Raw genomic sequence first — 24615 nt, 5'->3', positions numbered from 1 at the left:
ATGTTTCTGTGGCAAAGCCCTATCCCCGAGAGTTCCGCGATGATGTCGTGGCCGTGGCCCGGAAGGGTCAAGCGCCGTTGGCGCAGATCGCGAAAGACTTCGGTATCTCCGAAGGCTCGCTGTCGAACTGGTTGAAGCAGGCCGACGTCGAGGACGGCAAACGCGCCGGCCTAACCGACGACGAGCGCAAGCAGCTGCGTGAAGCGAACAAGCGAATCCGGCTGCTGGAGCAGGAGAACGAGGTGTTGCGGCGGGCTGCGGCGTATCTGTCGCAGGCGAACCTGCCGGGAAAATAGTCTTCCCGCTCGTCCACGAGATGGCTGCGGCCGGCGCTCCCGTGAGGGTGCCGGTCGCGGTGGCGTTGCGGGTCCTCGGCCTGTCCCGGCAGGGGTACTACCAGTGGCTCAAAGCCCTGGTCTCCCAGCGGGACTGGGACGACGCGCACCTGATCGACGTGCTCTACGACCTCCATGCCGACGACGTGACCCTCGGGTACCGGTTCCTCACCGACGAGCTCGAGACCGAGCACGAGATCACCGCGAGCGAGAACCGAGTGCATCGACTCTGCCGGATCGCGGGGATTCACGCGTCCCACCATCGCAAACACAGCAAGCCCGGCAGCACGGGACCTGCGCCGCACGACGACCTCCTCGCGGTCGTCGACGAGCACGGTGTCGTCCGGCACGAGTTCGTCGCCGACGGGCCGAACAAGGTCTGGCTGTGGGACATCTCGGAACACCCGACCAGAGAAGGCAAGCTCTACATCTGCGCGATCAAAGACGTCTGGTCGAACAAGATCGTCGGCTACTCCATCGACACCCGCATGAAGTCGTCCCTGGCGCGGGCGGCGATGCGCAACGCGATCGCGCTGCGCTCACCTCACGGCACGATCTGCCACTCCGACAGAGGAGGCCAGTTCCGCGCGAAACGCACCCAGAACCTCCTGAAGAACAACGGCCTCGTCGGCTCCATGGGCCGGTCTTACGGAGCCGGAGACAACGCGAGCATGGAGAGCTTTTTCAGCCTGCTCCAGAAGAACGTGCTCAACACCAGGCGCTGGGACACCCGCGCCGACCTCCGCCTCGCGATGGTCACCTGGATCGAAACGAAGTACAACCGCCGACGCCGCCAACGCGGCCTCGGCAAACTCACCCCCATCGAATTTGAGATGATCTACAAGGACGCAGAAGCGGCCTGATCACCCCAAACCCCGACTGTCAACAAGACTCGGGGCAGACCCCCAAGACAGGAAATGAACAATATGGCATCCGACTCAAGCACCACGCCGCATCCCGGCGAAGCCCACCTGCAGAACGTGGGCCAACGCTTGAACTGGCTACGTGCAGGGGTGCTCGGCGCAAACGACGGCATCATCTCTACCGCGGGTGTCGTCGTCGGTGTCGCTGCCGCTACACCAAACAACGTACTGGCAATCGCGACGGCCGGTATCGCCGCCGTAGTTGCCGGGGCGTTCTCAATGGCTGGCGGAGAGTATGTTTCGGTGAGCACCCAGCGCGACACAGAGAAAGCGCTCATCGCAAAAGAACGGTGGGAGCTCGAAACCATGCCCGAGGAGGAGCTTGAAGAACTCACCGAGCTCTATCGACAGCGGGGCCTCTCAGATGACCTCGCGCATCAGGTCGCGGTGCAGCTTACCGAGACGGACGCTCTCGCCGCTCACGCAGAGGTCGAACTCGGAATCGACCATGAAGAGTTCACAAGCCCGTGGGCAGCCGCCGTGTCATCGTTCATTGCGTTCGCCGTTGGAGCGCTGATCCCACTCATCATGATCTTGCTCCCCGTCGGCGGACACCGAGTTTGGATCGCAGCCATCGCAGTTGTGATCGGCCTCTTCCTCACCGGTTGGATCAGCGCTGCGCTCGGTGGCGCGCCGCGCGGTCGCGCAATTCTCCGGAACGTGGTCATGGGCTCAGCGACCATGATCGCCACATACGCCATTGGGGCACTCTTTGGCGTGGCCATCGGATAGGCCGCTTCTCGTGATCCGGCCCGATTTCATGTGCTAACTCATGTGCTACCGACGCTGCTAGGTTGTGAATCGCGGTGCAGTTATCCACAGGTGGGCCTCGCAGGAACCGCGGAATCATGCGGCAGAACGTCGATACGGGGTTGCGGGCGCGAGGGGGAACGGATCAGTTCAAGTCCCCCCTCGCGCACAGTGTGAAGGCCCCCGGTCCGACAGGATCCGGGGGCCTTTCCCGTTCGCGCGACGCCCGCGACCCCTGCGTACTTCGGAGATCGCGGCTTCTTCGGAGGGTTCGCGCCGAATCCGTCCGAAGAAGCCCGGATCTCCGAAGAAGCCCGGCTCCCCGCGGACGTCGCACGACCCGGCATCCGACGTCGACATGCACGCGCCCCCGGTAGCGTGGAGGGCATGACCGACGACCTGCCCGAGGTGGCGCGCATCGCGCGCGACCTCATCCGCTTCGACACCACCAACTACGGCGAGGGTCGGGCCCATGGCGAGCGGGAGGCGGCGGAGTACGTCGGGGCGTACCTCGAATCCCTCGGCCTCGAGGTCGAGTACTACGAGCCGATTCCGCGGCGCACGAACGTCATGGCGCGGGTGGCGGGGCGCAGCCCCGACAAGCCGGCGCTCGTCCTGCACGGCCACCTCGACGTCGTCCCCGCCGTCGCCGCGGACTGGAGCGTCGACCCGTTCGCGGGCGAGGTGGCGGACGGCCTCCTCTGGGGGCGCGGCGCGGTGGACATGAAGAACATGGATGCCATGATCCTCAGCGCCGTCGCAGAGCTCCTGCGGGCCGGCGAGCAGCCCGAGCGGGACCTCGTCCTCGTCTTCTTCGCCGACGAGGAGAACGGCGGCGTCGAGGGTTCGCAGCTGGTCGTGCGCGATCGGCCCGAGTGGTTCGCGGGCGCGACCGAGGCCATCAGCGAGGTCGGCGGCTACTCGATCGGCGTGGGTCGACCCGGCGACGACGGCGAGCCGGGCCGCGCCTACCTCCTGCAGGTGGGGGAGAAGGCCCTCGTCTGGCTGCGCCTGCGCGCAATGGGCCGCGCAGGCCACGGCAGCCGCTTCCACCCCGACAACGCCGTGACGCGCCTCGCCGAGGCGGTCGCCGCCCTCGGCCGGACGACCTGGCCGATCGACCTCACACAGACGACGCGGCAGACCGTCGAGGGACTCGCGGCCCTCTGTCTGCCGAACGAGGCGTGTCTGCCGAACGAGGCGCAGACTCCCGACCCGGATGCCGTGGCCGACGCGACCGGCCCGGCATCCGGATTCCTCCGTTCGACGTTCCGGACGACGACGAACCCGACGGGGCTGACGGCCGGCTACAAGCACAACGTCATCCCCGACGCGGCGACGGCGGCGATCGACGTGCGCACCCTTCCCGGGCAGGAGGACGAGGTCCTCGCCGAGATCCAGCGCATCGTGGGCGACGACATCGTCATCGAGATCGTCCACCGCGACATCGGGCTCGAGGTGCCGTTCGCCGGCCCGCTCGTCGAGGCGATGGTGGGCGCTCTCGACCGGCACGACCCGGGCGTCCCGGTCGTCCCGTACCTGATGGGCGGCGGCACCGACAACAAGGCGCTCGCCGAACTCGGCATCGCCGGGTACGGCTTCGCGCCGTTGCGCCTTCCGGCCGACTTCGACTTCACGGGTATGTTCCATGGTGTGGACGAGAGGGTCCCCATCGACGCCCTCGTCTTCGGTCAGCGGGTGCTGGTCGACCTTCTCCGCTCGTATTGAGCCGCACCACCGCGACACGCCCCGCCAGGAAACCCGGAAGGCCCTCAGATGTTCGACGCGATCATCCTCGGCATCGTGCAGGGACTCACCGAGTTCCTGCCGATCTCGTCGAGCGCACACCTGCGCATCATCGGTGAGTTCCTGCCGTCGGCGCAGGACCCCGGTGCCACCTTCACCGCGATCACCCAGCTCGGCACCGAGCTCGCGGTCCTCGTCTACTTCTGGAAGCGGATCGTCCGGATCGTCGGCCGCTGGTTCCGCTCACTCACCGGCGCCGTGCCGCGCAACGACCCCGACGCGCGGATGGGCTGGATCGTCATCATCGGCACGATCCCGATCGGCGTCATCGGCTTCCTCTTCCAGGACGTCATCCGCGACACGTTCCGAAACCTCTGGCTCGTCGCGATCGTCCTCATCGTCTTCGGTCTGCTGCTCGGCGCCGCCGATGCGCTCGGGCGACGCACGCGCAACGAGGAGGACATCACCCTGAAAGACGGCCTCGCCCTCGGCCTCGCGCAGTCGCTCGCGCTGATCCCCGGCGTCTCGCGCTCGGGCGCGACGACGACGATGGGTCTCGCGTTGGGGTTCACCCGCCCCGCCGCGGCGGAGGTCGCCTTCCTTCTCGCCGTGCCCGCCGTCTTCGGCAGCGGCCTCTACGAGCTGTACCACGCGATCAAAGAGCCGGGTTCGGCAGTGTTCACGATGGGGGAGACGGTCGTCGCGACCATCATCGCCTTCGTCGTCGGCCTCGCGGTCATCGCCTTCCTCATGCAGTACCTCAAGCGCGGCAGCTTCCTGCCGTTCGTGATCTACCGCGTGGTCCTCGGCATCGTGCTCATCATCCTGCTGAGCCTCGGGGTGCTGTCGGCCTACTGAGCGTTCCGCGCGACCGAGCCGCCGCGCTCACTAGCGCCGCGGCCCGTCAGGCCCCTGCCCCGGTCCGCTTTGACCGGGACCGCCCGGGCCCTTCTGCCCGTCACCGCCGCCGCGGCGGAGGTAGCGCTCGAACTCCTGCGCGATCGCGTCGCCCGACGCCTCCGGCGAGTCCCACGTGTCGCGCGTCTGCTCGAGCTGGTGGATGTACTCGGTCATCTCCTCGTCGTCCGACGCCGCCGCATCGATGGATGCCTCCCACGCGAGCGACTGGGCGGGAAGCTCGCCGCGGGGGATGACGGCACCCGTCAGGTCGGAGAGGCGGTCGAGGAGCGCGAGCGTCGCCTTCGGCGACGGGCTGTGCCCGGCGACGTAGTGCGGGATGCTGGCCCAGAGAGCGGCGCAGGGGATGCCGGCATCCTCCGCGGCCGTCGACAGCACGGTGAGGATTCCGGCCGGACCCTCGTACGTCGGCTTCTCGAGTCCGAGCGCCGCACGCAGCGCCTCGTTCTCACTGCCCGCGAAGACCGAGATGGGGCGCGTGTGCGGCACGTCGGACATCATCGAGCCGAGTGCGACGATGCCCGTGATGTCTTCGCGCAGGGCCGCGTCGATGAGCTCGGCGACGAACGCCTGCCACGCGCGCGCCGGCTCGAAGCCGGACAGGAGCCACAGGCGCGTGCCGTCGGAGGGGTGCAGCGGCCGCCACACCGTGGCATCGGGCCAGACGAGGCTGCGGGCACCGTCGGCATCCATCCGCACCTGCGGCCGCGTGTACTGGTAGTCGAAGTAGAGCTCGGGATCGACGGAGAACACCTCGCGGTAGGCGCCGGACTCGCGCAGGTGCGCAACGGCCGCGGAGGCCGCCTCGCCCGCGTCGTTCCATCCGTCGAAGGCGACCACGAGCACCCGCTGACCCAGTTCGTCCACACCACTCCTCGTCCTGGCGAATCGTTGCCCCCACGATACGCGCCGGCCGCCGCGCATGGGGCGCAGAGGGCCGCCGGATGCGCACGTCGTACGATGGAGGGATGTCCTCCACGCCCCACGACGGCCTCTCCGAGCCTTCATCCGGCGCGTCGGCCGAGGCATCCGCCGATATGACCTCCGCGTATCCGGACGCCGTGCTCTGGGACCTCGACGGCACCCTCGTCGACACCGAGAAGTTCTGGATGGCGGCCGAGACCGCGCTCGTCGAGAGCTTCGGCGGCTCGTGGACGCACGAGCAGGCGCTCGGCCTCGTCGGCAAGGGTCTCGAGACCTCCGCCGCGATCCTGCAGGAGGCGGGCGTCCGCATGGCGACGCAGGAGATCGTCGACCACCTCACCGCCCAGGTCATGACGCGCCTCAGCGAAGGCGACCTCCCGTGGCGGCCCGGGGCGCTCGAGCTGCTCGGAGAGCTCCGCGCCGCAGGCGTGCGCTGCGCGCTCGTGACGATGTCGATGCGCCGCATGGCGGAGCTCGTCGTCGCGGCACTGCCGCCCGCTCAGGCGGGCGTGTTCGAGCTGATCGTCTCGGGCGACGAGGCGACGCGGCCCAAGCCCTTCCCGGATGCCTACCTGCAGGCCTGCGCCGCCCTCGGCGTCGATCCCGCCCGTGCGCTGGCGATCGAAGACTCCGCGACGGGTGTCCGCGCCGCCGTCGCCGCGGGCGTGACGACCGTCGGCGTCCCGCTCATGGTGTCGCTCGTCGGCACCGGCGCCCACGCCATCTGGCCGACCCTCGACGGCCGCACCCTCGGCGACCTCGCCGACCTCCACTCGGCCCGCGCCGCGAAAGGCTCCGCACGATGACCGATCTCTCCGCCGCCCCGGCGTCCGACCTGCGCCCGAGCGGCCCCTTCCGCCTGGGCGACCGAGTGCAGCTGACCGGACCGAAGGGCCGCATGCACACCGTCACCCTCCGCGAGGGCGGCGAGTTGCACACTCACCACGGTGTGCTGAAGCACGAGGCGATCGTGGGTCAGCCCGACGGGTCTGTGCTCGTGAACTCCGGGGGACACGAGTACCTCGCCCTCCGGCCGCTGCTGCGCGACTTCGTCATGTCGATGCCGCGGGGGGCGGCGATCGTGTATCCGAAGGATGCCGCGCAGATCCTCGCCCAGGCCGACATCTTCCCCGGCGCCACCGTGGTCGAGGCGGGCGTCGGGTCGGGAGCGCTGTCGCTGTGGCTCCTGCGCGCGATCGGGCCGGCTGGCCGTCTCTGGTCGTTCGAGCGTCGTGACGAGTTCGCCGAGGTCGCCCAGGCGAACGTCGAGACGTTCTTCGGCGCCTATCCGGAGAGCTGGAAGGTCGTGGTCGGCGACCTCGTCGAGGAGCTTCCCGCTGCGGTCGAGCCGGGCACCGTCGACCGCGTGGTCCTCGACATGCTCGCCCCGTGGGAGTGCATCGACGTCGTCGCCGACGCCCTCACGCCCGGCGGCGTGGTGATCTGCTACGTCGCGACCGCGACCCAGCTGAGCCGTGTCGCGGAGTACCTGCGCGGCACCGGCCTGTTCACCGAACCTGAGTCGAGCGAGACGATGGTGCGCGGCTGGCACGTCGAGGGTCTTGCGGTGCGCCCCGACCATCGCATGGTGGCGCACACCGGTTTCCTCATCACCGCCCGCAGGCTCGCGCCGGGCGCGGTGCCCCCGGATGTCCGCAAGCGCGCGCTCAAGAAGCCGAGCTACGCCGACGCGGACGTCGAGGTCTGGACCCCCGGCGCCGTCGGCGACCGGGAGATCACCGACAAGAACCTCCGCAAGCGCGTCCGCGAGGCCCAGCGCGCGCTCGACGGCGCCCGCATCGCATCCGCGGGCGCGGCCGCGGCGGACGAGGACGCCGACGGGGGAGCCGTAGACTGATCCGGTGCTTCGGATCCCTGCCGCTCTCGCCGTCCTCGGGCTCACCGCGGTGACCCTCGTCGCGTGCTCGTCCGCACCGGCGTCCTCGTCCGCCTCGTCGTCGTGCGAGCGCGTCGATTCGGACACCACGGTCCTCGACCTCATCGAGACCGACGGCGAATTCGGCAAGCCCTCGATGACCGTCCAACCGCCTCTCTACGTGGACGAGACGGTTCACGCCGATGAGAAGGTGGGGACGGGCACCCGAGTCACGAGCGAGCAGCAGGATGTCGCCTTCACGGTGACCGTCGCGCGCGGCGCGACCGGCGAGACCATCACGACCGAGACGCTGGCGCCGCAGACGATCGCGAAGTGGCGGAACAACCTGCCCGGTTTCGCCGACATGATGATGTGCGCCACAGAGGGGTCGCGCATCGTCGGGGCCGTTCCCGCGTCCACCGGCATGTCGCCGAATCAGGCGCAGAACCTCGGCATCGGCGACGGCGAGGCGCTCGCGGTGACGCTCGACCTCACGAAGGTGTACCTCCCTGCCGCCGACGGCGCGCCGCAGTACAACGACCGGCGCGGCATGCCGTCGGTCGTCCTGGCCCCCGGCGGCCGACCCGGCCTTGTGATCCCGTCGGGTTCGGCGCCCGACCAGCGTGTCGTCGAGACGCTGAAGAAAGGCGACGGCGCGGTCGTCGACGATATCGCTGCGGCGCGCGTGCACGTGCTGGCCGTCGAGTGGGACAGCAAGACCGTCACCGAGTCGACGTGGGAGGACGGGGCGAGCCGCACCGTGACCTCCGGCGACGTCTTCGCCGACGCGGTGCAGGGCGCGACGGTCGGATCGCAGCTGATGGTCGTCGACCCCGGAGCCGCCGCCGACGGTCAGCGCGCGACGGTCTACGTCGTCGACATCCTGGGAATCGACGACCCCGCGCCCGCAGCCGCGACACGCTGAGCGCACGCGTGCGAAGCCCGGCCGCATCTCCGACACAGGGCGGGGTGGGCCGCGTCGCGCCGCTCGACGCCGCCTAGGATGGGCGGGTGGCATCCTCGTCGACCCGCACCGCGCCCGAAGAGCGCTTGGTGAATCTCGTCGTCGCCCTCATGGCGACCGAGCCGGGACTGACGAAGGAGACGATCCTCGCCTCCGTCGCGGGCTATCGCGAACAGGCGACCTCGGGGGCGTCGAAGGACGCCCTGGAGAAGATGTTCGAGCGCGACAAGCAGACGCTCCGCTCCCTCGGCATCCAGGTGGAGACGATCGGCGACTACGCCGATCCCGACGACCTCCGGGAGGCGCGCTACCGTATTCCCACGACGGAGTACGAGCTGCCCGCCGACCTCACCTTCACGCCCGCCGAGCTCGCGGTGCTGAACCTTGCGAGCGGCGTCTGGAGCGAGAGCTCGATGTCCGCCGACGCGCGCAGCGGCCTGCGCAAGATCCGCGCCCTCGGCATCGATGTCGACGCGCCCATCATCGGGTACTCGCCGCGCATCAGCCTGCGCGAAAGCTCCTTCGATCCCCTGCAGCAGGCGATCGAGCTCGGCCGCGTCGTGCGATTCTCGTACGCGAAGCCGGGGGAGGATGCCGCGCGGCTGCGCCGCATCCGGCCTCTCGCTCTCGTCGAGTACGAGGGGCGGTGGCATGTCTACGGGTTCGATCTCGATCAGGACGACGTGCGCACCTTCCTCCTCGCGCGGATCGTCTCCGACGTCGAGATCACGAAGACCCGGTTCGACCTCGGCGAGCGCGAGGGTGCGGGGGAGCGCGCGCTCGCGGGCCTCGCCGACGTCGCCGCACGGCAGCAGGCCCTGCTGGAGGTGACGCCGGGCACCGAGGCCGCCCTGCGGCTCAGCCGCCGGTCGCGGCCCGCGGAACAGGGCATCCACGTGCCCTACGTCGACGTGCACATCTTCGCCGACGAGCTCGCCTCGTACGGCCCTGAGGTGCGCGTCGTCGAGCCGGCCGACCTCCGCGCCGCCGTCATCGCCCGGCTCGAGCGCGTCGCCCGCCGCCACGTCCACGACGGGGGAGGTGCGGCATGAGCGCGCGCCCGCTCGTCGCCACCGACCGCGCGGCCCTCATCCTCCAGCTCGTGCCGTATCTCATCGCGAAGGGCGAGGTCACCCTCGCCGAGGCGGCGGCGGACTTCGACGTCGAGCCCGAGCAGATGCGTGCGATGGTCGAGAAGCTCACCGTCATCGGCCTGCCCGGCGACGGCGGCTTCTGGCAGATGGCGAACGACCTCTTCGACATCGACTGGGACCTGCTCGACGAGCAGGACATCATCCTCATCACGAACTCGGTCGGCCTCGAGCGAACGCCGCGGCTGAGCGCACGCGAGGCGGCGGCACTGCTCGCCGGGCTGCAGCTCGCGGCCTCGCTCCCCGGCGTCGGCGACGCGGGCGGGTCGAAGATCGTCCAGGGACTGCTCGCCAAGCTCGCGCGCGGCGCGTCGAGCGCCCCCGCCGACGTGATCGTCGCCCCGCAGGAGGTCGACGACGTCCGCATCGCGGTCGCCGACGCGCTCCAGCGCGGCGTCGCGGTGTCGTTCGACTACCGCGCTCCGGACGCGCCGCCCACGACCCGCACGGTGGATGCCGTGAAGGTCCACATCGCCGACGGGCAGTGGTACCTGCAGGGGTGGTGCCACCTGCGCGAGGCGATGCGGACGTTCCACCTCGACCGCGTCTCGGACGTCCGGCTCACCGACATCGCGGCGACGCACGCCGCCGACGCCGTCCCCGACCTCTTCGAGCCGGGCGAGACCGATGTCGAGGTCGAGGTCCGCTACCCGATCGGGGCGGAGGCGCTCCTCGGCGACTACGTCATCGAGCGGCGGAGCGACGCGGGGGGCCTCCGCACCGCCGGCATCCGCCTCGGCGACGCCCGCAGCGTCAAGCGCCTCGCCGCCCGCTTCGGCGGGGCCCTCGAAGTCCTCTCGCCCCCCGACGTCCGCGACGCCGCGCGGGAGTGGGCCCGCGCCGGGCTCGAGCTCTACCGCTGAGCGCGGCGAGTCGGCGCCGTCCCATAGGACTCTCATCACCGCCATGGGTAGACTGGGGTTCTCCCGCCCTCATCGGAAGGATCATCATGGGACCTCATGGTTGGCAGTGGCTGCTGATCCTCGCCGTCATCCTCTTGCTGTTCGGCGCGGCGAAGCTCCCGGCACTCGCGAAAAGCCTCGGGCAGTCCGCGCGCGTGTTCAAGGGCGAGATGAAGGCGATGAAGGAGGAGGATGCCCCGGCATCCTCCACCGCCGGAACGGCCGAGAACACCGCCGCGCCCGCTGCACAGACGCCGGCCGCGGCCGACCCGGCCACGCCCGGCAAGCCGGACTCCACCTCCTGACGACGTCCGTGGCCACGGCCGAACACCCGCCGATCGGAACCGAGGACGGCCCGCGGCGCGACAAGCGGATGTCTCTTGCCGCGCACTTGCGGGAGCTGCGCAAGCGATTGGTGATCGCCGCGATCGCCCTCGTCGTCGCCATGGTGGTCGCCTACTTCCTCACCGATCCGTTCATGGCTCTGATCACGCAGCCCGTGCACGAGCTCGCCCAGCAGCGCGGTGAGACGGCGAAGATCGAAGTGATGTACACGACGGTGACGGGTGCTTTCGACCTGAAGCTGCGGATGTCGTTCGCGATCGCGTTGCTCCTGTCGGCACCGATCTGGCTGTGGCAGCTGTGGGCGTTCATCATGCCCGGGCTCACCCGCAAGGAGATCCGATACACGGTGGGTTTCGTGGCGGCGGCCGTGCCGCTGTTCTTCGCCGGGGTCACGACCGGCATGCTCGTCATGCCGAACATCGTGCGGCTCATGGCGGAGTTCCTGCCCGAGGGCACGTCGGCGCTGTACGACGCCAAGTACTACTACGACTTCGTGCTGAAGCTCCTGCTCATCGTCGGCATCGCCTTCGTCCTGCCCGTCTTCCTCGTCGCGCTCAACGTCGCCGGGGTCATGTCGGGCAAGGCGATCATGAAGAGCTGGCGCGTGGCGGTCGTGATCGCGATCGTCGTCGCCTCGATCGCGACGCCCCCGGCCGACATCGTCTCGACGTTCCTGCTCGCCGGCATCCTCATCGTGTTGTTCTTCGCTGCGGCCGGACTGTCGATGCTCTTCGACCGGCGCCGCGCGAAGCGCACGGCCGCCGAGCTCGGATCGCTCGCGTGAGCGATCCCGCCGCGCGCTACGCGCAGGCGCAGGCGGCGCGCGCCCACCCGCTGACGGCGGCGTTCGCCGCGATGCAGCGGTTCGACCTCGACCCGTTCCAGATCGCGGGGTGCCAGGCGCTCGAAGACGGCTGGAGCGTCCTCGTCGCCGCCCCCACCGGCGCAGGAAAGACGATCGTCGGCGAGTTCGCCATCCATCTCGCGATGCTCAGCGCGGGCGAGAAGGCGTTCTACACGACGCCCATGAAGGCGCTGTCGAACCAGAAGTTCCGAGAGCTCCAGGAGGTCTATGGCGAGAGCGAGGTGGGCCTGCTCACCGGCGACACCAACATCAACGGCAGCGCCCGCGTCGTCGTGATGACCACCGAGGTGCTCCGCAACATGCTCTACGCCGACTCGCCAGCGCTGCGGGGCCTGCGCTACGTCGTGATGGACGAGGTGCACTACCTCGCCGACCGTTTCCGCGGCGCCGTGTGGGAAGAGGTCATCATCCACCTCCCGCAGGACGTGAAGCTCGTCTCGCTGTCGGCGACGGTCTCCAACGCGGAGGAGTTCGGCGACTGGCTCGGAACCGTCCGCGGCGACACCGAGGTGATCGTCTCCGAGACGCGCCCCGTTCCCCTCGAGCAGCACGTGCTCGTGCGCGGCGACCTGCTGCCCCTCTTCGACGACCGCGCGGGCATCGCGACCGCGCAGGTCAACCAGGAGCTCATGCGCATCCGCGGCGGCAGCGGCGCACGGTACGAGAACAATCGGCAGGCGCAGCAGCATCGTTCGTCCGACCACCGCAGCCACGGCTACCCGAGCAGACGGCCCCGCAAGGGCGGCACGCGGCCCGTCCGCTCGGCCAACGTGCAGCGCATCGAGCGGCTCGATCGCCCCGATGTGGTGCGCCTCCTCGAGCGGGCGAACCTCCTCCCCGCGATCTTCTTCATCTTCAGCAGAGCCGGCTGCGACGGCGCCGTCCAGCAGGTGCGCCGCTCCGGGCTCCGCCTCACGACCCGCGAGGAGCGCGACGAGATCCGCCGCGTCATCGATGAGCGCACCCGCACGCTCGGCGAGGACGACCTCCAGGTGCTCGGCTACTGGGAGTGGCGCGACAACCTCGAGCGCGGCGTCGCTGCTCACCACGCGGGACTCCTTCCCGCCTTCAAAGAGGTCGTCGAGGAGCTCTTCCGACGCAAGCTCGTGAAGGTCGTCTTCGCGACCGAGACCCTGGCGCTCGGCATCAACATGCCCGCGCGGACGGTCGTGCTCGAGAAGCTCGAGAAGTTCAACGGCGAAGCGCGCGTCGCGATCACCTCGGGGGAGTACACGCAGCTCACCGGACGCGCGGGACGGCGCGGCATCGACGTCGAGGGCCACGCCGTCATCCAGTGGACCGAGGCGCTCGACCCCCAGGCGGTCGCGGCCCTCGCCTCCCGCCGCACGTACCCGCTGAACTCCAGCTTCCGACCGACTTACAACATGGCGGTGAACCTCATCGACCAGTTCGGGCGCGACGAGGCCCGCGAGATCCTCGAGTCGTCCTTCGCCCAGTTCCAAGCCGATCGAGCGGTCGTCGGGCTCGCGCGGGAGGTGAAGGATGCCGAGCAGTCGCTCGCCGGCTACGCCGAGGCGATGACCTGCGATCGCGGCGACTTCCTCGAGTACGCAGGGATCCGGCGCGACCTGAGCGAGCTCGAGAAGCTGAACCGCGCCGATCGGACGGCGCCCGCGCGCATCCGCGAGAAGCGGCAGCAGGAGATCGCCTCGCTCCGGCGCCGGATGCAGCGGCATCCCTGCCACTCCTGCCCCGACCGCGAGGCGCACGCCCGCTGGGGCGAGCGGTACGCGAAGCTCGAACGGCGGGTCGAGAAGATCCGGCGCCAGATCTCCGCGCGCACCGGCACCGTCGCGCGCGTCTTCGACCGTGTCGTCGACGTGCTGGTCGCCCTCGACTATGTGCGCGTCGCCGACGACGGCACGGCCACGCTGACCTCGGCCGGCGCGACGATGAAACGGATCTACGGCGAGCGAGATCTGCTCGTCGCCGAAGCGCTGCGGCAGGGGCTGTGGACCTCGCTCGATGCGCCAGGGCTCGCCGCGCTCGCGTGCTGCCTCGTCTACGAGCCGCGACGCGACGAGGCGGGACCCGGCGAGCACGGGCTGCCGCGCGGCCCCTTCCGACGGGCGCTGTCGGAGACCCAGGACCTCTGGGCGCGGCTCGACGACCTCGAACAGGACCACCACCTCCCCGGCACCGAGCCGATCGCCGCAGGGCTCGCGACCGCGATGCACTCCTGGGCGCGCGGCGCGACGCTCGACCGGGTGCTCGATGAGGCCGACCTCGCCGCAGGCGATTTCGTCCGCTGGACGAAGCAGACGATCGACCTCCTCGATCAGCTCTCGATCGTCGCCGAGCCCCCCGTGGCCGTGACCGCGCGGAAGGCGCTCGAAGCCGTGCGCCGGGGCATCGTCGTCTACGGCTCGCTCTGAACAACGACGCCTAGGCTCGAGACGTGCCCGACCGTTCCCCCCGCCGTCGATCGATCTCCGACCAGCCCGCACTGCTGCCACTCTGGGCGGCCCTCATCGTCGCGGCGCTCGGCGGGTTCGTGCTCGACCTGGCCTTCCCGGCGGTCGGCTGGTGGCCGCTCGCCTTCGTGGGCGTCGCGATGGCGCTCGTCCCGATGATCGGCCGCTCGGCGTGGGGCGCGTGGGCGGTCGGCACGGTGTTCCTGGCATCCTTCTACCTCATCCACATAGCGTGGATCACGCGATACCTCGGTCTCGTTCCCTGGTTCGCCCTCGCCGGCATCGAGACGCTGCTGGGTGGGGTGACCGGCATCGCGCTGACCCTCGCCTACCGCTGGATGCCGCGGATCGCGCCCGGGCGGTGGGGGAGACTCCTCGCGCTTCCGGCGCTCATCGCGGGCATCTGGACGGCGCGCGAGCTCTTTCTCGGGTCGTGGCCCTACACCGGGTTCCCGTGGGCGCGCATCGGCATGAGCCAGTCGGAGAGCCCGCTCGCGCACGTCGCGTCGTGGACGGGGGTCACGGGCCTGACCTTCCTCATGGTGTTCTTCGTCGCGGCGGTCATCGAGTGGGTGCGCGCGGGTGCCTGGCGCTCCCTGCGAGCGGGCGGCCGGCGTTCGGCGACGACGGTGCTGCCCGCGCTCGTCGTCGCGGTGGTACTGCTCGTCACGCCACAGTTTCCGACCACCGCGGCCGGTACCTGGACCGTCGGCTCGGTGCAGGGGAACGGTCCCGCCGGCTATTTCGACGAGCGCGAGCCGTATGCGATCCTCCAGTCGCAGCTCGACGCGACCGAGCCGATCGTGGGCGAGCCGATGGACGTCCTCCTCTGGCCCGAGGGCGGCATCGATGCCGACCCCACTCACAACGAGTCCGTCGCTCGGGTGCTCGACCGCCTCGCGAAGGCCGTCGACGCCCCTCTCGTCGTCAACGCCGCGACCCAGCGCGGGGAGGACACCTTCAACACCTCGATGCTCTGGGAGGCGGGGGCGGAGAACCCCCTCGCGATCCACGACAAGTCCCACCCCGTGCCGATGGGGGAGTATGTCCCCGATCGGTGGTTCTACGAGATGCTCGCGCCCGACCTGATCGGCCTCATCCAGCGCGAGTACACGCCGGGGACGAATCCGCCGTTCTTCGATGTGAACGGCGTCGGCGTCGGCCTCGCCATCTGCTTCGACGTGATCTACGACGACGTCATCTGGTCGGGCGCGCGCGACGGCGCGGAGATCTATCTGCTGCAGACGAACAACGCCGACTTCCGCGACACCGACGAGAACCTGCAGCAGCTCGCCTTCGCGCGCATGCGCGCGATCGAGACGGGGCGAACGGTCGTGAACCTCTCGACCGTCGGGACGAGTCAGGTGATCGCGCCCGACGGCACCGAGATCGACAGCCTTCCCGAGGCGCAGCCGGGCGCGATGCTCACCGAGGTGCCGCTGCGCACGGGACTCACGGGAGCCGTCGTCGTCGGCCCCGCGGTGCAGCTCGTACTGGGTTGGGGGAGCGTCGTCGCGTTTCTCGGCATCGGCCTGCTCGCGCGCCGGGCGCGGCGCCGCGCCGAGTCGGGCGACGAGAGCGTCGCTCCGGGCACGACGAAGACGTCGGCCTCCGAGTGATCCGGAGGCCGACGTCAGGGGGATCGTCGACGCAGTGTGTTCGCGGTGTCGCGGTGGTGCGGACTCAGGCCGTGAGGCGAGCCGCGTCGTCGCCGGCACCGGCGCCGCGACGGGCGCGCAGGAGGGCGAGACGCTCTTCGAGGAGCTCCTCGAGCTCGGGGATGGTACGACGCTCCATGAGCATGTCCCAGTGGGTGCGGGCGACTTTGTCGCCCGAGTGATCGATCTCGGCGACGCCGTCGCCGACCCGCAGAACGGCCTCGGCGCCGCACGTGCGGCACTCCCAAGCCTCGGGTACCTCGGCGTCTGACGCGAAGGTCATGGTCGTCTCGCGCCCGCACTGGGTGCAGACGTACGTGTGGTTGGCGCGCTCGTGGAACACGACGCCTTCCTCGCTCTGTAGGCTGGAAGCGCCGAGTCGAATGCCGCGCAGGCTGCGATCTGCCATTGTGTGGTCCTCTCGTCTCGCTCAGGTATAACGCGTCCACCTGTGCGCATCATCCGAACGGATGCCTCTGCATGCGCTTTCACAGCCGATGCTCAGGCCGACCCGGCCCGACGGACAGGCCCGTGGACTAGGGCGTGTCTCCCAATACGCGCTGCCAGGTGAAAATGCAGCAGTCCCACTCGTGTAAGAGCCCCCCTATCGGCACAGGCGCTACCAACCTAAGCTCGCAATCGAGCGGCAAACCTTGGTCGCGGGATGAGAGATGACATGAAAACCAGAATCGCCTCCGGACTGGTCGGCCTCACGATGGTCGCAGTCGCAGTCTTCAGTGCGTACCCCGCGCAAGCATCCACGAACTTAAACGTCGTTGGTGGAGTGTCGAGCGCATCGCAAGTGACCGTTGCTCCCTTCCGCGAACCGACACCGGCATGTGGCGACCAGGTGCAGCTCGTGCGCAACGGAAGCCAGATTCGTGCGGTTGGCGTTGGCGTCACTGTCTTTCCACCTAGCTATCCGTATGGACTGATTAACGTGTACGGACCGAACGGATCGCTGTTGGCCCAGGGGAACGCCTCAAATAGTGGCGGTGCTAACGTCCCGTTCACTGCCGTCTCAACGGGCAAGGCGACGTACCGAGTTGTTCTCAGCAACTCGGCCAATACGTACAGCTACTGTGCGGGCTACTACTCCAAGTAACATGAAGGGCTACCACCCGCCAACGTATCCGCTCCTTGAGGCGCGATTTCATCGTTCCGAGAACGACACTGTTCGGTGGCTGTATGGCTGGAATGGACCGGTCACTGAGGCCGCCCGAGATGTCACCCTGGCAGCCTCAGCCCCCGCGGGACGTGCGTTGGTCACATCAGGTATATGGGTAGATGAGCGAGACGTTCGGTTATCCGCACTCCTGGTTGCGAATTCGCTGGAGCAGGCGCGGTTGTTTCCAAGTGCCGGTATCGATACGGCTATCGACGACATGCTCTGGTTACCGGCGCCGCTCACGATCAACGGCGAATCTACGCAGGTCCTGATGGGTCAAATCGGCGAATGCACAGTCGCATATGCAATTGATGCTCCGGAACAGTTTGCCGCCGCGTGGGCAAAAGGCAGTGAGCTCGAATCGCTCAGCACGATCGACGCGACGGGTTACCTCATCAATCCGCTAGAAATGCACTCCTATCCGTCGCTCAACGAGCAGACAACCAGAGTGATGTCCGTCGTCGATTTCTATTAGGGTGTATCTTCCAGTAGCCGAACCCAGGTGAGGATGCTGCAGAACGTGACGCCGGCGCGGTAGGTGATCGCCAGCTTGTCGTATCGAGTGGCGATCCCGCGCCACTGCTTGGCAAGGGCGAAAAACCGCTCGATCACGTTCCGTCCGCGGTAGGCGGCCGCGTCGAGGCCATAGGGGCGTCCGCCGCGGCTGCCGCGACGCTTGCGCGCGGCGATCTGGTCCTTCTTGTCCGGGATGACGGCCTTGATCCCTCGACGGCGCAGCTCCTTGCGGATGACGCCGGTGGCGTAGGCGCGATCGGCGATCACAGCGTCGGGGCGGGTGCGCGCCCGACCTGGACCAACCCTGGGGACGTAGAGTTCCGCGAGCACCTCGGTGAGCATCGCGCCGTCGTTGCGCTGCCCGCCGGTGACGACCATCGCCAACGGTCTCCCGCGACCGTCGACGGCCTGGTGGATCTTCGTCGTCAACCCGCCACGGGAGCGGCCGATGCCGTGACCGGGCGGCTCAACCTCCTGCCAAGGCAGATTCTTGTGATTCGATCCCGCCCCCTGTGTCCTGCTCCGGACGGGTCGTATTCGTCGCGTGCTGATGCGCACGCACGATCGTCGCGTCCACCGACACCGACCAGTCGACCTTCCCAGCCGCATCCGCCTCCGCCAGGATCTGAGTCAACACGCGATCCCACGTCCCGTCGCCGGCATACCGGCGATGCCGCTTCCACACCGTCTGCCACGGCCCGAACTGCTCGCGAGGCAGATCACGCCACGGGATCCCGGTGCGGAACCGGTAGGCGATGCCCTCCACGACCCGCCGATGCTCGCCGAACGGGTGACCGCGCCGCCCAGAGTTCGAGGGCAGCAACGGTTCGATCCGCTCCCACTGCTCGTCCGTGAACACCCGATACCGCGAACCCGTCGACCTCACCTAGCCAGCATCCCGCGAGCCTCACCTAACATATGGGAGACACGCCCTAGGTCGTCAGGCCACGGAGCGTCGTCGGCGGGCGACCGCCTCGAGTGCGATGTCCGTCCGGTCCGTGACGAGCCCGTCGACACCGATGTCCAGCAGGCGCTCCATCGCGATCTCGTCGTTCACCGTCCAGACGTGGACCTCGACACCGGCCGCATGCGCCGCACGCACGAACCGGGGCGTCGCGATACGCAGCGCGCCGACCCGTTCGGGGACCTGCAGGGCGTCGATGCCGTGCAGCGCCCGTCGCACGAGAGCGCCCGAGCCCGTCGCCGCGGCGGCGACCGCGCGCCCGACGGTCGCCTGACCCCCCGAGGTCGCAGGCTTCCCGCCGGCGCGCTCCGCGGCATCCATCGCGGCGCGGCGGCGCGCATCGGAGAAGCTCGTGAGGAGCACGCGGTGGGCCTGGGGCGCGACGGCGCGACCGAGGGGGAGTGCGGCCCGCTCGGCCTTCACATCGAGGTTGAACCGCAGCGTCGGAAAGGCGTCGAGCGCCTCGCGCACCGAGAGGACTCCGCCGCGGTCGGCCATGATGCGCACGAGCTCCGCGTGCGTCACCGCGGCGATCTGTCGCGGGTCGCCTGTCACCCGCGACAGATCGCCGTCGTGGAAGAGGACGACGACGCCGTCGGCGGTGAGGTGGCAGTCGGACTCGACGTAGGCGGCGCCGGCGGCGTGCGCGGCGGCGAAGGCGGCGAGCGTGTTCTCGACGATCCCGTCGGCGTCGGGCGGCACGAAGCCGCGGTGCGCGAGGACGCGCGGGGCGGGCGCGTCGGCGAGGAACGGGTGCACGGGGTGCGTGCTCAGACGCCCGACGACGCGTCGGTGCTGTCGGCGACCGGCCGGGTGGTTCCGGCATCCCGCGCGGTCACGCCGGCCGCCTGCGCGCCTGTGCCTGTGCCTGCCGTGCCTGTGCCTGCCGTGCCCGTGCTGGCCGTCCCCGCGCCCGCCTGCGTCGCGGTCGCCGCGGCACCGGCGTCCGCGGCGAAGGCCGAGCCGAGGCCCTTCATCGCCTCGGTGAACTCGCTCGGGATGATCCACAGCTTGTTCGACGAGCCCTCGCTGATCTTCGGCAGCGTCTGCAGGTACTGGTAGGCGAGCAGCTTGTCGTCGGGGCGCCCGGCGTGGATCGCGTCGAAGACGTTCTGGATCGCCGCAGCCTCGCCCTCCGCTCGCAGGATCGCTGCCTGCTTGTCTCCCTCGGCACCGAGGATCGCCGCCTGGCGACGTCCCTCCGCCTCGAGGATCTGCGACTGCTTCGATCCCTCCGCGGTGAGGATCGCGGCGCGGCGGTCGCGCTCGGCGCGCATCTGCTTCTCCATCGAGTCCTGGATCGAGTGCGGCGGGTCGATCGCCTTCAGCTCGACGCGCGAGACGCGCAGACCCCACTTGCCGGTCGCCTCATCGAGGACGACGCGGAGCTGCCCGTTGATCTCGTCGCGGCTGGTGAGCGCCTCTTCGAGGTTCAGCCCGCCGACGACGTTGCGGAGCGTGGTGGTCGTCAGCTGCTCGACGGCGGAGAGGTAGTTGGCGATCTCATACGTCGCCGCCCGCGCATCGGTGACCTGGAAGTAGACGACTGTGTCGATCGAGACGACGAGGTTGTCCTCCGTGATCACCGGCTGAGGGGGGAACGACACGACCTGCTCGCGCATGTCGACGAGCGGACGGAGGCGGTCGATGAACGGGACGAGGATGTTCAGACCGGGGGAGAGGGTGCGCTGGTAGCGTCCGAGCCGCTCGACGACCCCCGAGTAGGCCTGCGGGATGATCCGGATCGATCGGAAGAGCACCACGACCACGAAGATCGCGATGACCACGAGAAGGACGATCACGAAGATCTGTCCGGCGAAGGCTCCGGGGTCGACCATCAGTCGGCGCTCCTGTCGGTGCTGTCGGTGGGGTGGGGGGATTCGGATGCCGTCGGCGCGGGCGCGACCTCGACCATCGCCCCGCGGACGGCCGTCACGACGACGCGGTCACCGCCGGAGAGGCCGAGGTCGGCGGAGGCGGGGGAGACCGTCCACAGTTCGCCGTTGTCGAGGCGGACCTCCGCCCGGTCGCCGACGAAGGAGGACGCCATCCGCCCACCCAGACCTGCGATCGCATCGACGTTGGTCGGCTGGAGGGCGCTCGATCTCCGGAGTGAGCGCAGAAGCAGCGGGCGGATGGTGAAGATGAGCAGCGCCGAGATGACGGCGGCCGCCGAGACCTGGAGCCACCACGGGCCGCCGAGCAGGTTGACGCCGAGGCCGCCGATGAGGGTTCCGGCCGCGAGCATGAGGAAGGTGAACTCGAGCGTCGTGAGCTCGATGATCACGAAGATGAGAGCGAGCACGATCCACGCGATCCACATGTACTCGGTGAGATCCGGCACCATCGCTCCGATTCGTCGTCTTGTCTGCACGCTACCATTCCGGCGCCGAGCCATAGCGGAACCCGCAGGACGCTTGACAGTGCCGCGCCTGTAGTGTCGGAGAGATGCCCGCGGCGCGAACGGATGCCGCGGCCATGCCCTTTCCGCGCCCCGATCCTGCAGGAGTCCCCATGTCGCAGCCCATCCCTTCCGGCACCCTGAGCGGCACGACCGCGCTCGTCACGGGCTCCTCCCGGGGGATCGGCGCCGACACCGCGGCCTACCTCGCGCAGGCCGGCGCGAACGTCGTCATCAACTTCCGGAACAAGGCGCCGCGGGCCGAGAAGCTCGCCGCGCAGCTGCGCGAGCTCGGCGTCGAGGTGCTCGTCGTCGGCGCCGACCTCACCGACGAGGCATCCGTCGCCGACATGATGGAGCAGATCCGAGAGCGCTTCGGCAAGCTCGACATCCTGGTGCTCAACGCGTCCGGCGGCATGGAGTCGGGCATGGGCGAGGACTACGCGCTCGTCCTCAACCGTGACGCGCAGCTGAACGTGCTGGATGCCGCGCTCCCGCTCCTCAAGGACAGCACCGTGCCGGGCGGCGCGCGCGTGGTCTTCGTCACGAGCCACCAGGCGCACTTCATCCGGACCACCCCGACGATGCCGGAATACGAAGCCGTCGCCCTCTCCAAGCGCGCCGGCGAAGACGCGCTCCGCGAGCGCATCCCGGCTCTCGCCGCCGAGGGCGTCGACTTCGTCGTCGTCTCCGGAGACATGATCGAGGGGACGATCACCGCGACGCTCCTCGAGCGCGCGAACCCCGGCGCGATCGCGACGCGCCGCGAGTCGGCGGGGCGCCTCTACAACGTGTCGGAGTTCGCGGCCGAGGTCGCCCTCGCCGCCGTCGAGCCGATCGCGGCGGACAACACGAGGCTCGTCGGAGACGTGAGCTCGTTCGGAGGGGAGTGAGCGTGCGCGCCGTCGACATCGACACGCTCGTCTCGGTCGGACGCCCGACGATCGCGCCGGACGGCGCGTTCGCGGTGTTCGCGACCTCACGCCCCGACATCGCGGCGAACCGCAACGTCGGGCAGCTCTGGCGCGTCGACCTGCCGGACGGGGCCCCGCGGCGTCTGACCCGCGGCGTCGCCGACCGGCGGCCGCGTCTGTCACCCGACGGATCGCGCGTCGCCTTCGTCCGGAGCGACGCGGACGGCACCGCGCAGATCTTCGTCGTGGATGCCGGAGGTGGCGAGCCGGTCCAGGCCACCGACACGGACTCGGGCGTCGGCGCCTTCGCCTGGTCGCCCGACGGTGCGTCCCTCGCGTACACGACCCGCATCGCCGAGCCCGGCCGCTATGGCACCGTCGACGGCCTTGACGCCGCGAGCGAGTCGCCGCGGCGGGTCACCGGCATCCGCTGGCACGCGAACGGTCTCGGCTACCTGGGCGACCGGCCCGCGCACGTCTTCGTCATCGACGCGCCCGATACCGGCGCCGAACCCTTCTACGACCCCGCGCCGGCCGTGCGCGCGGAGGGAGAGGCCGCACCGCAGAAGCGTGTCGTCGGCGCGACGCCGCGGCGGCTGACCGAGGGGAACACGTCGCACTTCGGCGTCGTCTTCACCGCCGACGGCACCGAGATCCTCACCGTGCCCGACGAGATCGAGACGCACCGTCGGGACATGCGCTCGTCGGTCGTCGCGCTGGCCGTGGACGGTTCCGGCGCCCGCGAGGTCCTCTCTCGCGACGCGCATCTCTCCGTAGGCGAGATCGCGGTCGCCGGTGACGGCGCGATCGCGTTCCTCGCGAACGACGTGGGTGCCGACGGCGTCGACTTCGTCGCGCCGGGCGTCACGCTCTTCCTGCTCGACGCTGACGGGCCGCGCGCGCTGACCGACCCGGAGTCGACCGATCTCGGCGAGGTGGGGTCGCACATCACCCCCCTCGCCGACGGATTCCTGGTCCAGCGCCGCGCCCGCGGACGGGTCGAACTGCTGCGCGTCGGCCGTGACGGCAGCATCCGCACGGTTCTCGGCGGCGACGTCGACGTCGCCGGCCACGCCGCATCCGTCGGAGAGGCGGGGGAGCGGGTCGTCGCCTCGGTGTCGACGGAGAGCTCTGCGGGAGAACTGGTTCTCGTCGGGGCCGGACCGCTCACGTCGTTCGGCGAGGCCGTCGCCGCGGCCGGCGTCGTCGTCCCCGAAGAGCGCGAGGTCGCCGGTCGCGACGGGTATCCCGTGCACGGCTGGGTCGCCGCACCGGCAGGGGAGGGGCCTTTCCCGGTCATCCTGCAGATCCACGGCGGACCGTATGCCGCTTACGGCATCCATCTGTTCGATGAGACGCAGGTGCTCGTCGACGCGGGTTACGCGGTCGTGTACGCGAATCCGCGGGGGAGTGCCGGGTACGGGCGTGCCCACGGTCGCAGCATCCGGCAGGCGATGGGCACGGTCGACTTCCACGACGTGATGGACTTCCTCGACGGCGTCCTCGCGGACGACGCCCGCCTCGACGCATCGCGCGTCGGGATCATGGGCGGCTCGTACGGCGGGTACCTCACGGCCTGGATCATCGCGCACGAGCACCGGTTCGCCGGCGCCATCGTCGAGCGCGGTTTCCTCGACCCGGTGAGCTTCCAGGGCACGAGCGACATCGGCTCGTTCTTCGGCGACGAGTACGTCGGCGTGGAACCCGCTCAGATCGCGGCGCAGAGCCCGATGGCCGCCGTCGGGAACGTTGTCACGCCGACACTCGTGCTGCACTCCGAACTCGACTTCCGCTGCCCGCTGGAACAGGCGACCCGCTATTACAGTGCGCTGAAGCGCCAGGGCACACCCGCCGAGATGCTCGTGTTCCCGGGGGAGGATCACGAATTGACCCGCTCCGGACGCCCGCGTCATCGTGTCGAGCGTTTCGACGCGGTGCTCGACTGGTGGCAGCGGCATCTGCCCGTGGGGTGAGCGGCAGGCATCCCTTCACGCAGAAGCGCCCCGGTGCATCCGATGGATGCCCGGGGCGCTTCTGCGTCGGTGCGGTTACTTGCCGAACGAGAACGCGCGGAAGATGTTCACGATGCCGATCACGATCAATGCGATTCCGAGGATCCACCACAGGGTCAGAGCGCCCAGGATTGGCGAGAACATGAGGTAGATCCCGGCAATGATCGAGACGATGGCGAAAAAGACCGTCCATCCCTTCGAAGCTGCAAGGCTCAGGGTCGACAGCGCGACAACGCCCTCGATCACCCACGCGATACCAACCATGATCGCGACGATTACGGCCAGCCACGCGGTCGTCGGCGCGGGGTTCGCGAAGGCGACGATACCAGCGGCGATGAAGACGAGTCCGAGAAGGATGTGCCCGATCCGAGCCCATCCGGTCTTGCCGGCAGCGAAGACGCCGAGTCCGATGTACACCAGTCCAGCGGCGATCGCGTAGACGGCCAGCACGAGGGTGACGAACTTCGCCGCTCCGACGGGCTGGAACACGATGACGAAGCCTGCGACGAGAGCCAGCAGGCCGCCGAGACCGAGGGCGGTCCGGATGCCGTTCGTCGCGCTCTTCTCGAATGAATCTGTGGTCATGACTGCCCCATTTCTGAAGGACTCCTGAGAAGGAGCTTGATATCAGGTTAGCGGGGGCCTGCAACGATTGACAGCAAGTCGGCCGCTCCCTGGTCGTTGACCGAGCGAAGCGAGTCGAAACGTGTGCTGCGGCGTCGCGTTTCGACTCGCCGCTGCGCGGCTCGCTCAACGACCGGGATGGCCGAGTCCGCCGGTCGTTGACCGAGCGCAGCGAGTGGAAACGTGTTCTGCGGCGTCGCGTTTCGACTCGCCGCTGCGCGGCT

Annotated in this window: 23 protein-coding genes; 16 read left to right on the top strand and 7 right to left on the bottom strand. The window is 69.4% G+C overall.

From position 1 onward, the window contains the following. Positions 1-8 precede the first annotated feature (8 nt). The 4 genes from ACRVYW_RS12270 to ACRVYW_RS12255 all read left to right on the top strand — a co-directional run bounded on the left by ACRVYW_RS12270 (position 9) and on the right by ACRVYW_RS12255 (position 4612). A protein-coding gene (locus ACRVYW_RS12270; RefSeq protein WP_431805109.1) for an IS3 family transposase occupies positions 9-1198 on the top strand; the annotation gives its coding sequence in 2 pieces (ribosomal slippage) (positions 9-287 and positions 290-1198; 1188 coding nt in all). Between the two features lie 63 nt (positions 1199-1261). Further along, complete coding sequence (locus ACRVYW_RS12265; protein WP_431804995.1) at positions 1262-1990, top strand: VIT1/CCC1 transporter family protein; 729 nt, start codon at positions 1262-1264, stop codon at positions 1988-1990. A 405-nt stretch (positions 1991-2395) separates the two neighbouring features. Further along, the gene (locus ACRVYW_RS12260; RefSeq protein WP_431804993.1) at positions 2396-3736 is read left to right on the top strand and encodes a M20/M25/M40 family metallo-hydrolase; all 1341 of its coding nucleotides are present in this window, start codon (positions 2396-2398) and stop codon (positions 3734-3736) included. A 48-nt stretch (positions 3737-3784) separates the two neighbouring features. Continuing rightward, positions 3785-4612: an undecaprenyl-diphosphate phosphatase gene (locus tag ACRVYW_RS12255; protein ID WP_431804991.1), complete on the top strand. Its 828-nt coding sequence runs from the start codon at positions 3785-3787 to the stop codon at positions 4610-4612. Between the two features lie 30 nt (positions 4613-4642). Here the strand turns inward: ACRVYW_RS12255 and ACRVYW_RS12250 are convergent, their stop codons facing one another. Next, a complete protein-coding gene (locus tag ACRVYW_RS12250; RefSeq protein ID WP_431804989.1) occupies positions 4643-5539 on the bottom strand; it encodes a PAC2 family protein in 897 nt (298 codons plus the stop codon). 170 nt (positions 5540-5709) lie between these two features. Between ACRVYW_RS12250 and ACRVYW_RS12245 the strand changes: the two genes are divergently transcribed. From ACRVYW_RS12245 to lnt, 9 genes are all read left to right on the top strand, one after another. Continuing rightward, positions 5710-6402, top strand: coding sequence for an HAD family hydrolase (locus tag ACRVYW_RS12245; protein WP_431805108.1), 693 nt, complete (start codon positions 5710-5712; stop codon positions 6400-6402). Further along, positions 6399-7454, top strand: a complete 1056-nt coding sequence (locus ACRVYW_RS12240; protein WP_431804987.1) for a tRNA (adenine-N1)-methyltransferase — start codon at positions 6399-6401, stop codon at positions 7452-7454. Before ACRVYW_RS12245 ends, ACRVYW_RS12240 begins: the two co-directional genes overlap by 4 nt. A 4-nt stretch (positions 7455-7458) precedes the next feature. Then, complete coding sequence (locus ACRVYW_RS12235) at positions 7459-8397, top strand: FKBP-type peptidyl-prolyl cis-trans isomerase (protein ID WP_431804985.1); 939 nt, start codon at positions 7459-7461, stop codon at positions 8395-8397. An 86-nt stretch (positions 8398-8483) separates the two neighbouring features. Next, on the top strand, positions 8484-9488 hold the full coding sequence (locus ACRVYW_RS12230; RefSeq protein WP_431804983.1) for a helix-turn-helix transcriptional regulator: 1005 nt from the start codon (positions 8484-8486) through the stop codon (positions 9486-9488). Beyond that, entirely contained in the window at positions 9485-10450 is a 966-nt protein-coding gene (locus tag ACRVYW_RS12225) for a helix-turn-helix transcriptional regulator (RefSeq protein ID WP_431804981.1), read from the top strand. The genes ACRVYW_RS12230 and ACRVYW_RS12225 overlap by 4 nt, the downstream gene beginning before the upstream one ends. Before the next feature lie 86 nt (positions 10451-10536). After that, positions 10537-10794 carry a Sec-independent protein translocase subunit TatA gene (gene tatA / locus ACRVYW_RS12220; RefSeq protein ID WP_431804978.1) on the top strand — a complete coding sequence of 86 codons (258 nt, stop codon included), beginning with the start codon at positions 10537-10539 and terminating at the stop codon, positions 10792-10794. A gap of 68 nt (positions 10795-10862) precedes the next feature. Then, positions 10863-11618 (top strand): twin-arginine translocase subunit TatC, encoded by a 756-nt coding sequence (gene tatC / locus ACRVYW_RS12215; protein WP_431805107.1) that lies wholly within the window; start codon positions 10863-10865, stop codon positions 11616-11618. Beyond that, positions 11615-14095, top strand: coding sequence for a DEAD/DEAH box helicase (locus ACRVYW_RS12210; RefSeq protein WP_431804976.1), 2481 nt, complete (start codon positions 11615-11617; stop codon positions 14093-14095). The genes tatC and ACRVYW_RS12210 overlap by 4 nt, the downstream gene beginning before the upstream one ends. Positions 14096-14118: 23 nt before the next feature. Further along, a complete protein-coding gene (gene lnt / locus ACRVYW_RS12205) occupies positions 14119-15753 on the top strand; it encodes an apolipoprotein N-acyltransferase (RefSeq protein WP_431804974.1) in 1635 nt (544 codons plus the stop codon). A 64-nt stretch (positions 15754-15817) separates the two neighbouring features. On the opposite strand, the gene ACRVYW_RS12200 is transcribed toward lnt, so the two are convergent. Beyond that, a complete protein-coding gene (locus ACRVYW_RS12200; RefSeq protein ID WP_431804972.1) occupies positions 15818-16201 on the bottom strand; it encodes an RNA polymerase-binding protein RbpA in 384 nt (127 codons plus the stop codon). A 697-nt stretch (positions 16202-16898) separates the two neighbouring features. On the opposite strand from ACRVYW_RS12200, the gene ACRVYW_RS12195 reads away from it, so the two are divergent. Continuing rightward, positions 16899-17435 (top strand): hypothetical protein, encoded by a 537-nt coding sequence (locus ACRVYW_RS12195; RefSeq protein WP_431804970.1) that lies wholly within the window; start codon positions 16899-16901, stop codon positions 17433-17435. Here ACRVYW_RS12195 and ACRVYW_RS12190 read toward each other — a convergent pair. The 4 genes from ACRVYW_RS12190 to ACRVYW_RS12175 all read right to left on the bottom strand — a co-directional run bounded on the left by ACRVYW_RS12190 (position 17432) and on the right by ACRVYW_RS12175 (position 20787). After that, positions 17432-18362 (bottom strand): IS5 family transposase gene (locus ACRVYW_RS12190; protein ID WP_431804968.1). Its coding sequence is split into 2 segments (ribosomal slippage): positions 17432-17986 and positions 17988-18362, totalling 930 coding nucleotides; the frame shifts between segments, so codons are not numbered across the junction. The genes ACRVYW_RS12195 and ACRVYW_RS12190 overlap by 4 nt on opposite strands. 54 nt (positions 18363-18416) lie before the next feature. Continuing rightward, positions 18417-19199 (bottom strand): glycerophosphodiester phosphodiesterase family protein, encoded by a 783-nt coding sequence (locus ACRVYW_RS12185; protein ID WP_431804966.1) that lies wholly within the window; start codon positions 19197-19199, stop codon positions 18417-18419. Positions 19200-19210: 11 nt separating this feature from the next. Continuing rightward, entirely contained in the window at positions 19211-20278 is a 1068-nt protein-coding gene (locus ACRVYW_RS12180) for an SPFH domain-containing protein (RefSeq protein WP_431804964.1), read from the bottom strand. Beyond that, entirely contained in the window at positions 20278-20787 is a 510-nt protein-coding gene (locus ACRVYW_RS12175; RefSeq protein ID WP_431804962.1) for an NfeD family protein, read from the bottom strand. Before ACRVYW_RS12175 ends, ACRVYW_RS12180 begins: the two co-directional genes overlap by 1 nt. A gap of 167 nt (positions 20788-20954) precedes the next feature. On the opposite strand from ACRVYW_RS12175, the gene ACRVYW_RS12170 reads away from it, so the two are divergent. Continuing rightward, positions 20955-21734, top strand: a complete 780-nt coding sequence (locus ACRVYW_RS12170; RefSeq protein WP_431804960.1) for an SDR family oxidoreductase — start codon at positions 20955-20957, stop codon at positions 21732-21734. A 2-nt stretch (positions 21735-21736) separates the two neighbouring features. Next, positions 21737-23728, top strand: coding sequence for a S9 family peptidase (locus ACRVYW_RS12165; RefSeq protein ID WP_431804958.1), 1992 nt, complete (start codon positions 21737-21739; stop codon positions 23726-23728). A 75-nt stretch (positions 23729-23803) separates the two neighbouring features. Here the strand turns inward: ACRVYW_RS12165 and ACRVYW_RS12160 are convergent, their stop codons facing one another. Beyond that, complete coding sequence (locus tag ACRVYW_RS12160; RefSeq protein WP_431804956.1) at positions 23804-24352, bottom strand: HdeD family acid-resistance protein; 549 nt, start codon at positions 24350-24352, stop codon at positions 23804-23806. Positions 24353-24615 lie beyond the last annotated feature (263 nt).

It is taken from the genome of Microbacterium sp. bgisy203 (assembly GCF_965345155.1).
Classification (GTDB): Bacteria; Actinomycetota; Actinomycetes; order Actinomycetales; family Microbacteriaceae; genus Microbacterium.
The sequence above is the reverse complement of the archived record's forward strand: the minus strand, read 5'-3'. Positions and strand labels throughout refer to the sequence as shown.

Excerpts from the sequence above, each read along its gene's own strand:
- ACRVYW_RS12245 (WP_431805108.1), top strand. The coding sequence starts at position 5,710 with ATGACCTCCGCGTATCCGGACGCCGTGCTCTGGGACCTCGACGGCACC.
- tatA (WP_431804978.1), top strand. The coding sequence starts at position 10,537 with ATGGGACCTCATGGTTGGCAGTGGCTGCTGATCCTCGCCGTCATCCTC.
- ACRVYW_RS12260 (WP_431804993.1), top strand. The coding sequence starts at position 2,396 with ATGACCGACGACCTGCCCGAGGTGGCGCGCATCGCGCGCGACCTCATC.
- ACRVYW_RS12200 (WP_431804972.1), bottom strand. The coding sequence starts at position 16,201 with ATGGCAGATCGCAGCCTGCGCGGCATTCGACTCGGCGCTTCCAGCCTA.
- ACRVYW_RS12170 (WP_431804960.1), top strand. The coding sequence starts at position 20,955 with ATGTCGCAGCCCATCCCTTCCGGCACCCTGAGCGGCACGACCGCGCTC.
- ACRVYW_RS12160 (WP_431804956.1), bottom strand. The coding sequence starts at position 24,352 with ATGACCACAGATTCATTCGAGAAGAGCGCGACGAACGGCATCCGGACC.
- ACRVYW_RS12175 (WP_431804962.1), bottom strand. The coding sequence starts at position 20,787 with ATGGTGCCGGATCTCACCGAGTACATGTGGATCGCGTGGATCGTGCTC.
- ACRVYW_RS12180 (WP_431804964.1), bottom strand. The coding sequence starts at position 20,278 with ATGGTCGACCCCGGAGCCTTCGCCGGACAGATCTTCGTGATCGTCCTT.
- ACRVYW_RS12255 (WP_431804991.1), top strand. The coding sequence starts at position 3,785 with ATGTTCGACGCGATCATCCTCGGCATCGTGCAGGGACTCACCGAGTTC.
- ACRVYW_RS12225 (WP_431804981.1), top strand. The coding sequence starts at position 9,485 with ATGAGCGCGCGCCCGCTCGTCGCCACCGACCGCGCGGCCCTCATCCTC.
- tatC (WP_431805107.1), top strand. The coding sequence starts at position 10,863 with ATGTCTCTTGCCGCGCACTTGCGGGAGCTGCGCAAGCGATTGGTGATC.
- ACRVYW_RS12240 (WP_431804987.1), top strand. The coding sequence starts at position 6,399 with ATGACCGATCTCTCCGCCGCCCCGGCGTCCGACCTGCGCCCGAGCGGC.
- ACRVYW_RS12195 (WP_431804970.1), top strand. The coding sequence starts at position 16,899 with ATGAAGGGCTACCACCCGCCAACGTATCCGCTCCTTGAGGCGCGATTT.
- ACRVYW_RS12265 (WP_431804995.1), top strand. The coding sequence starts at position 1,262 with ATGGCATCCGACTCAAGCACCACGCCGCATCCCGGCGAAGCCCACCTG.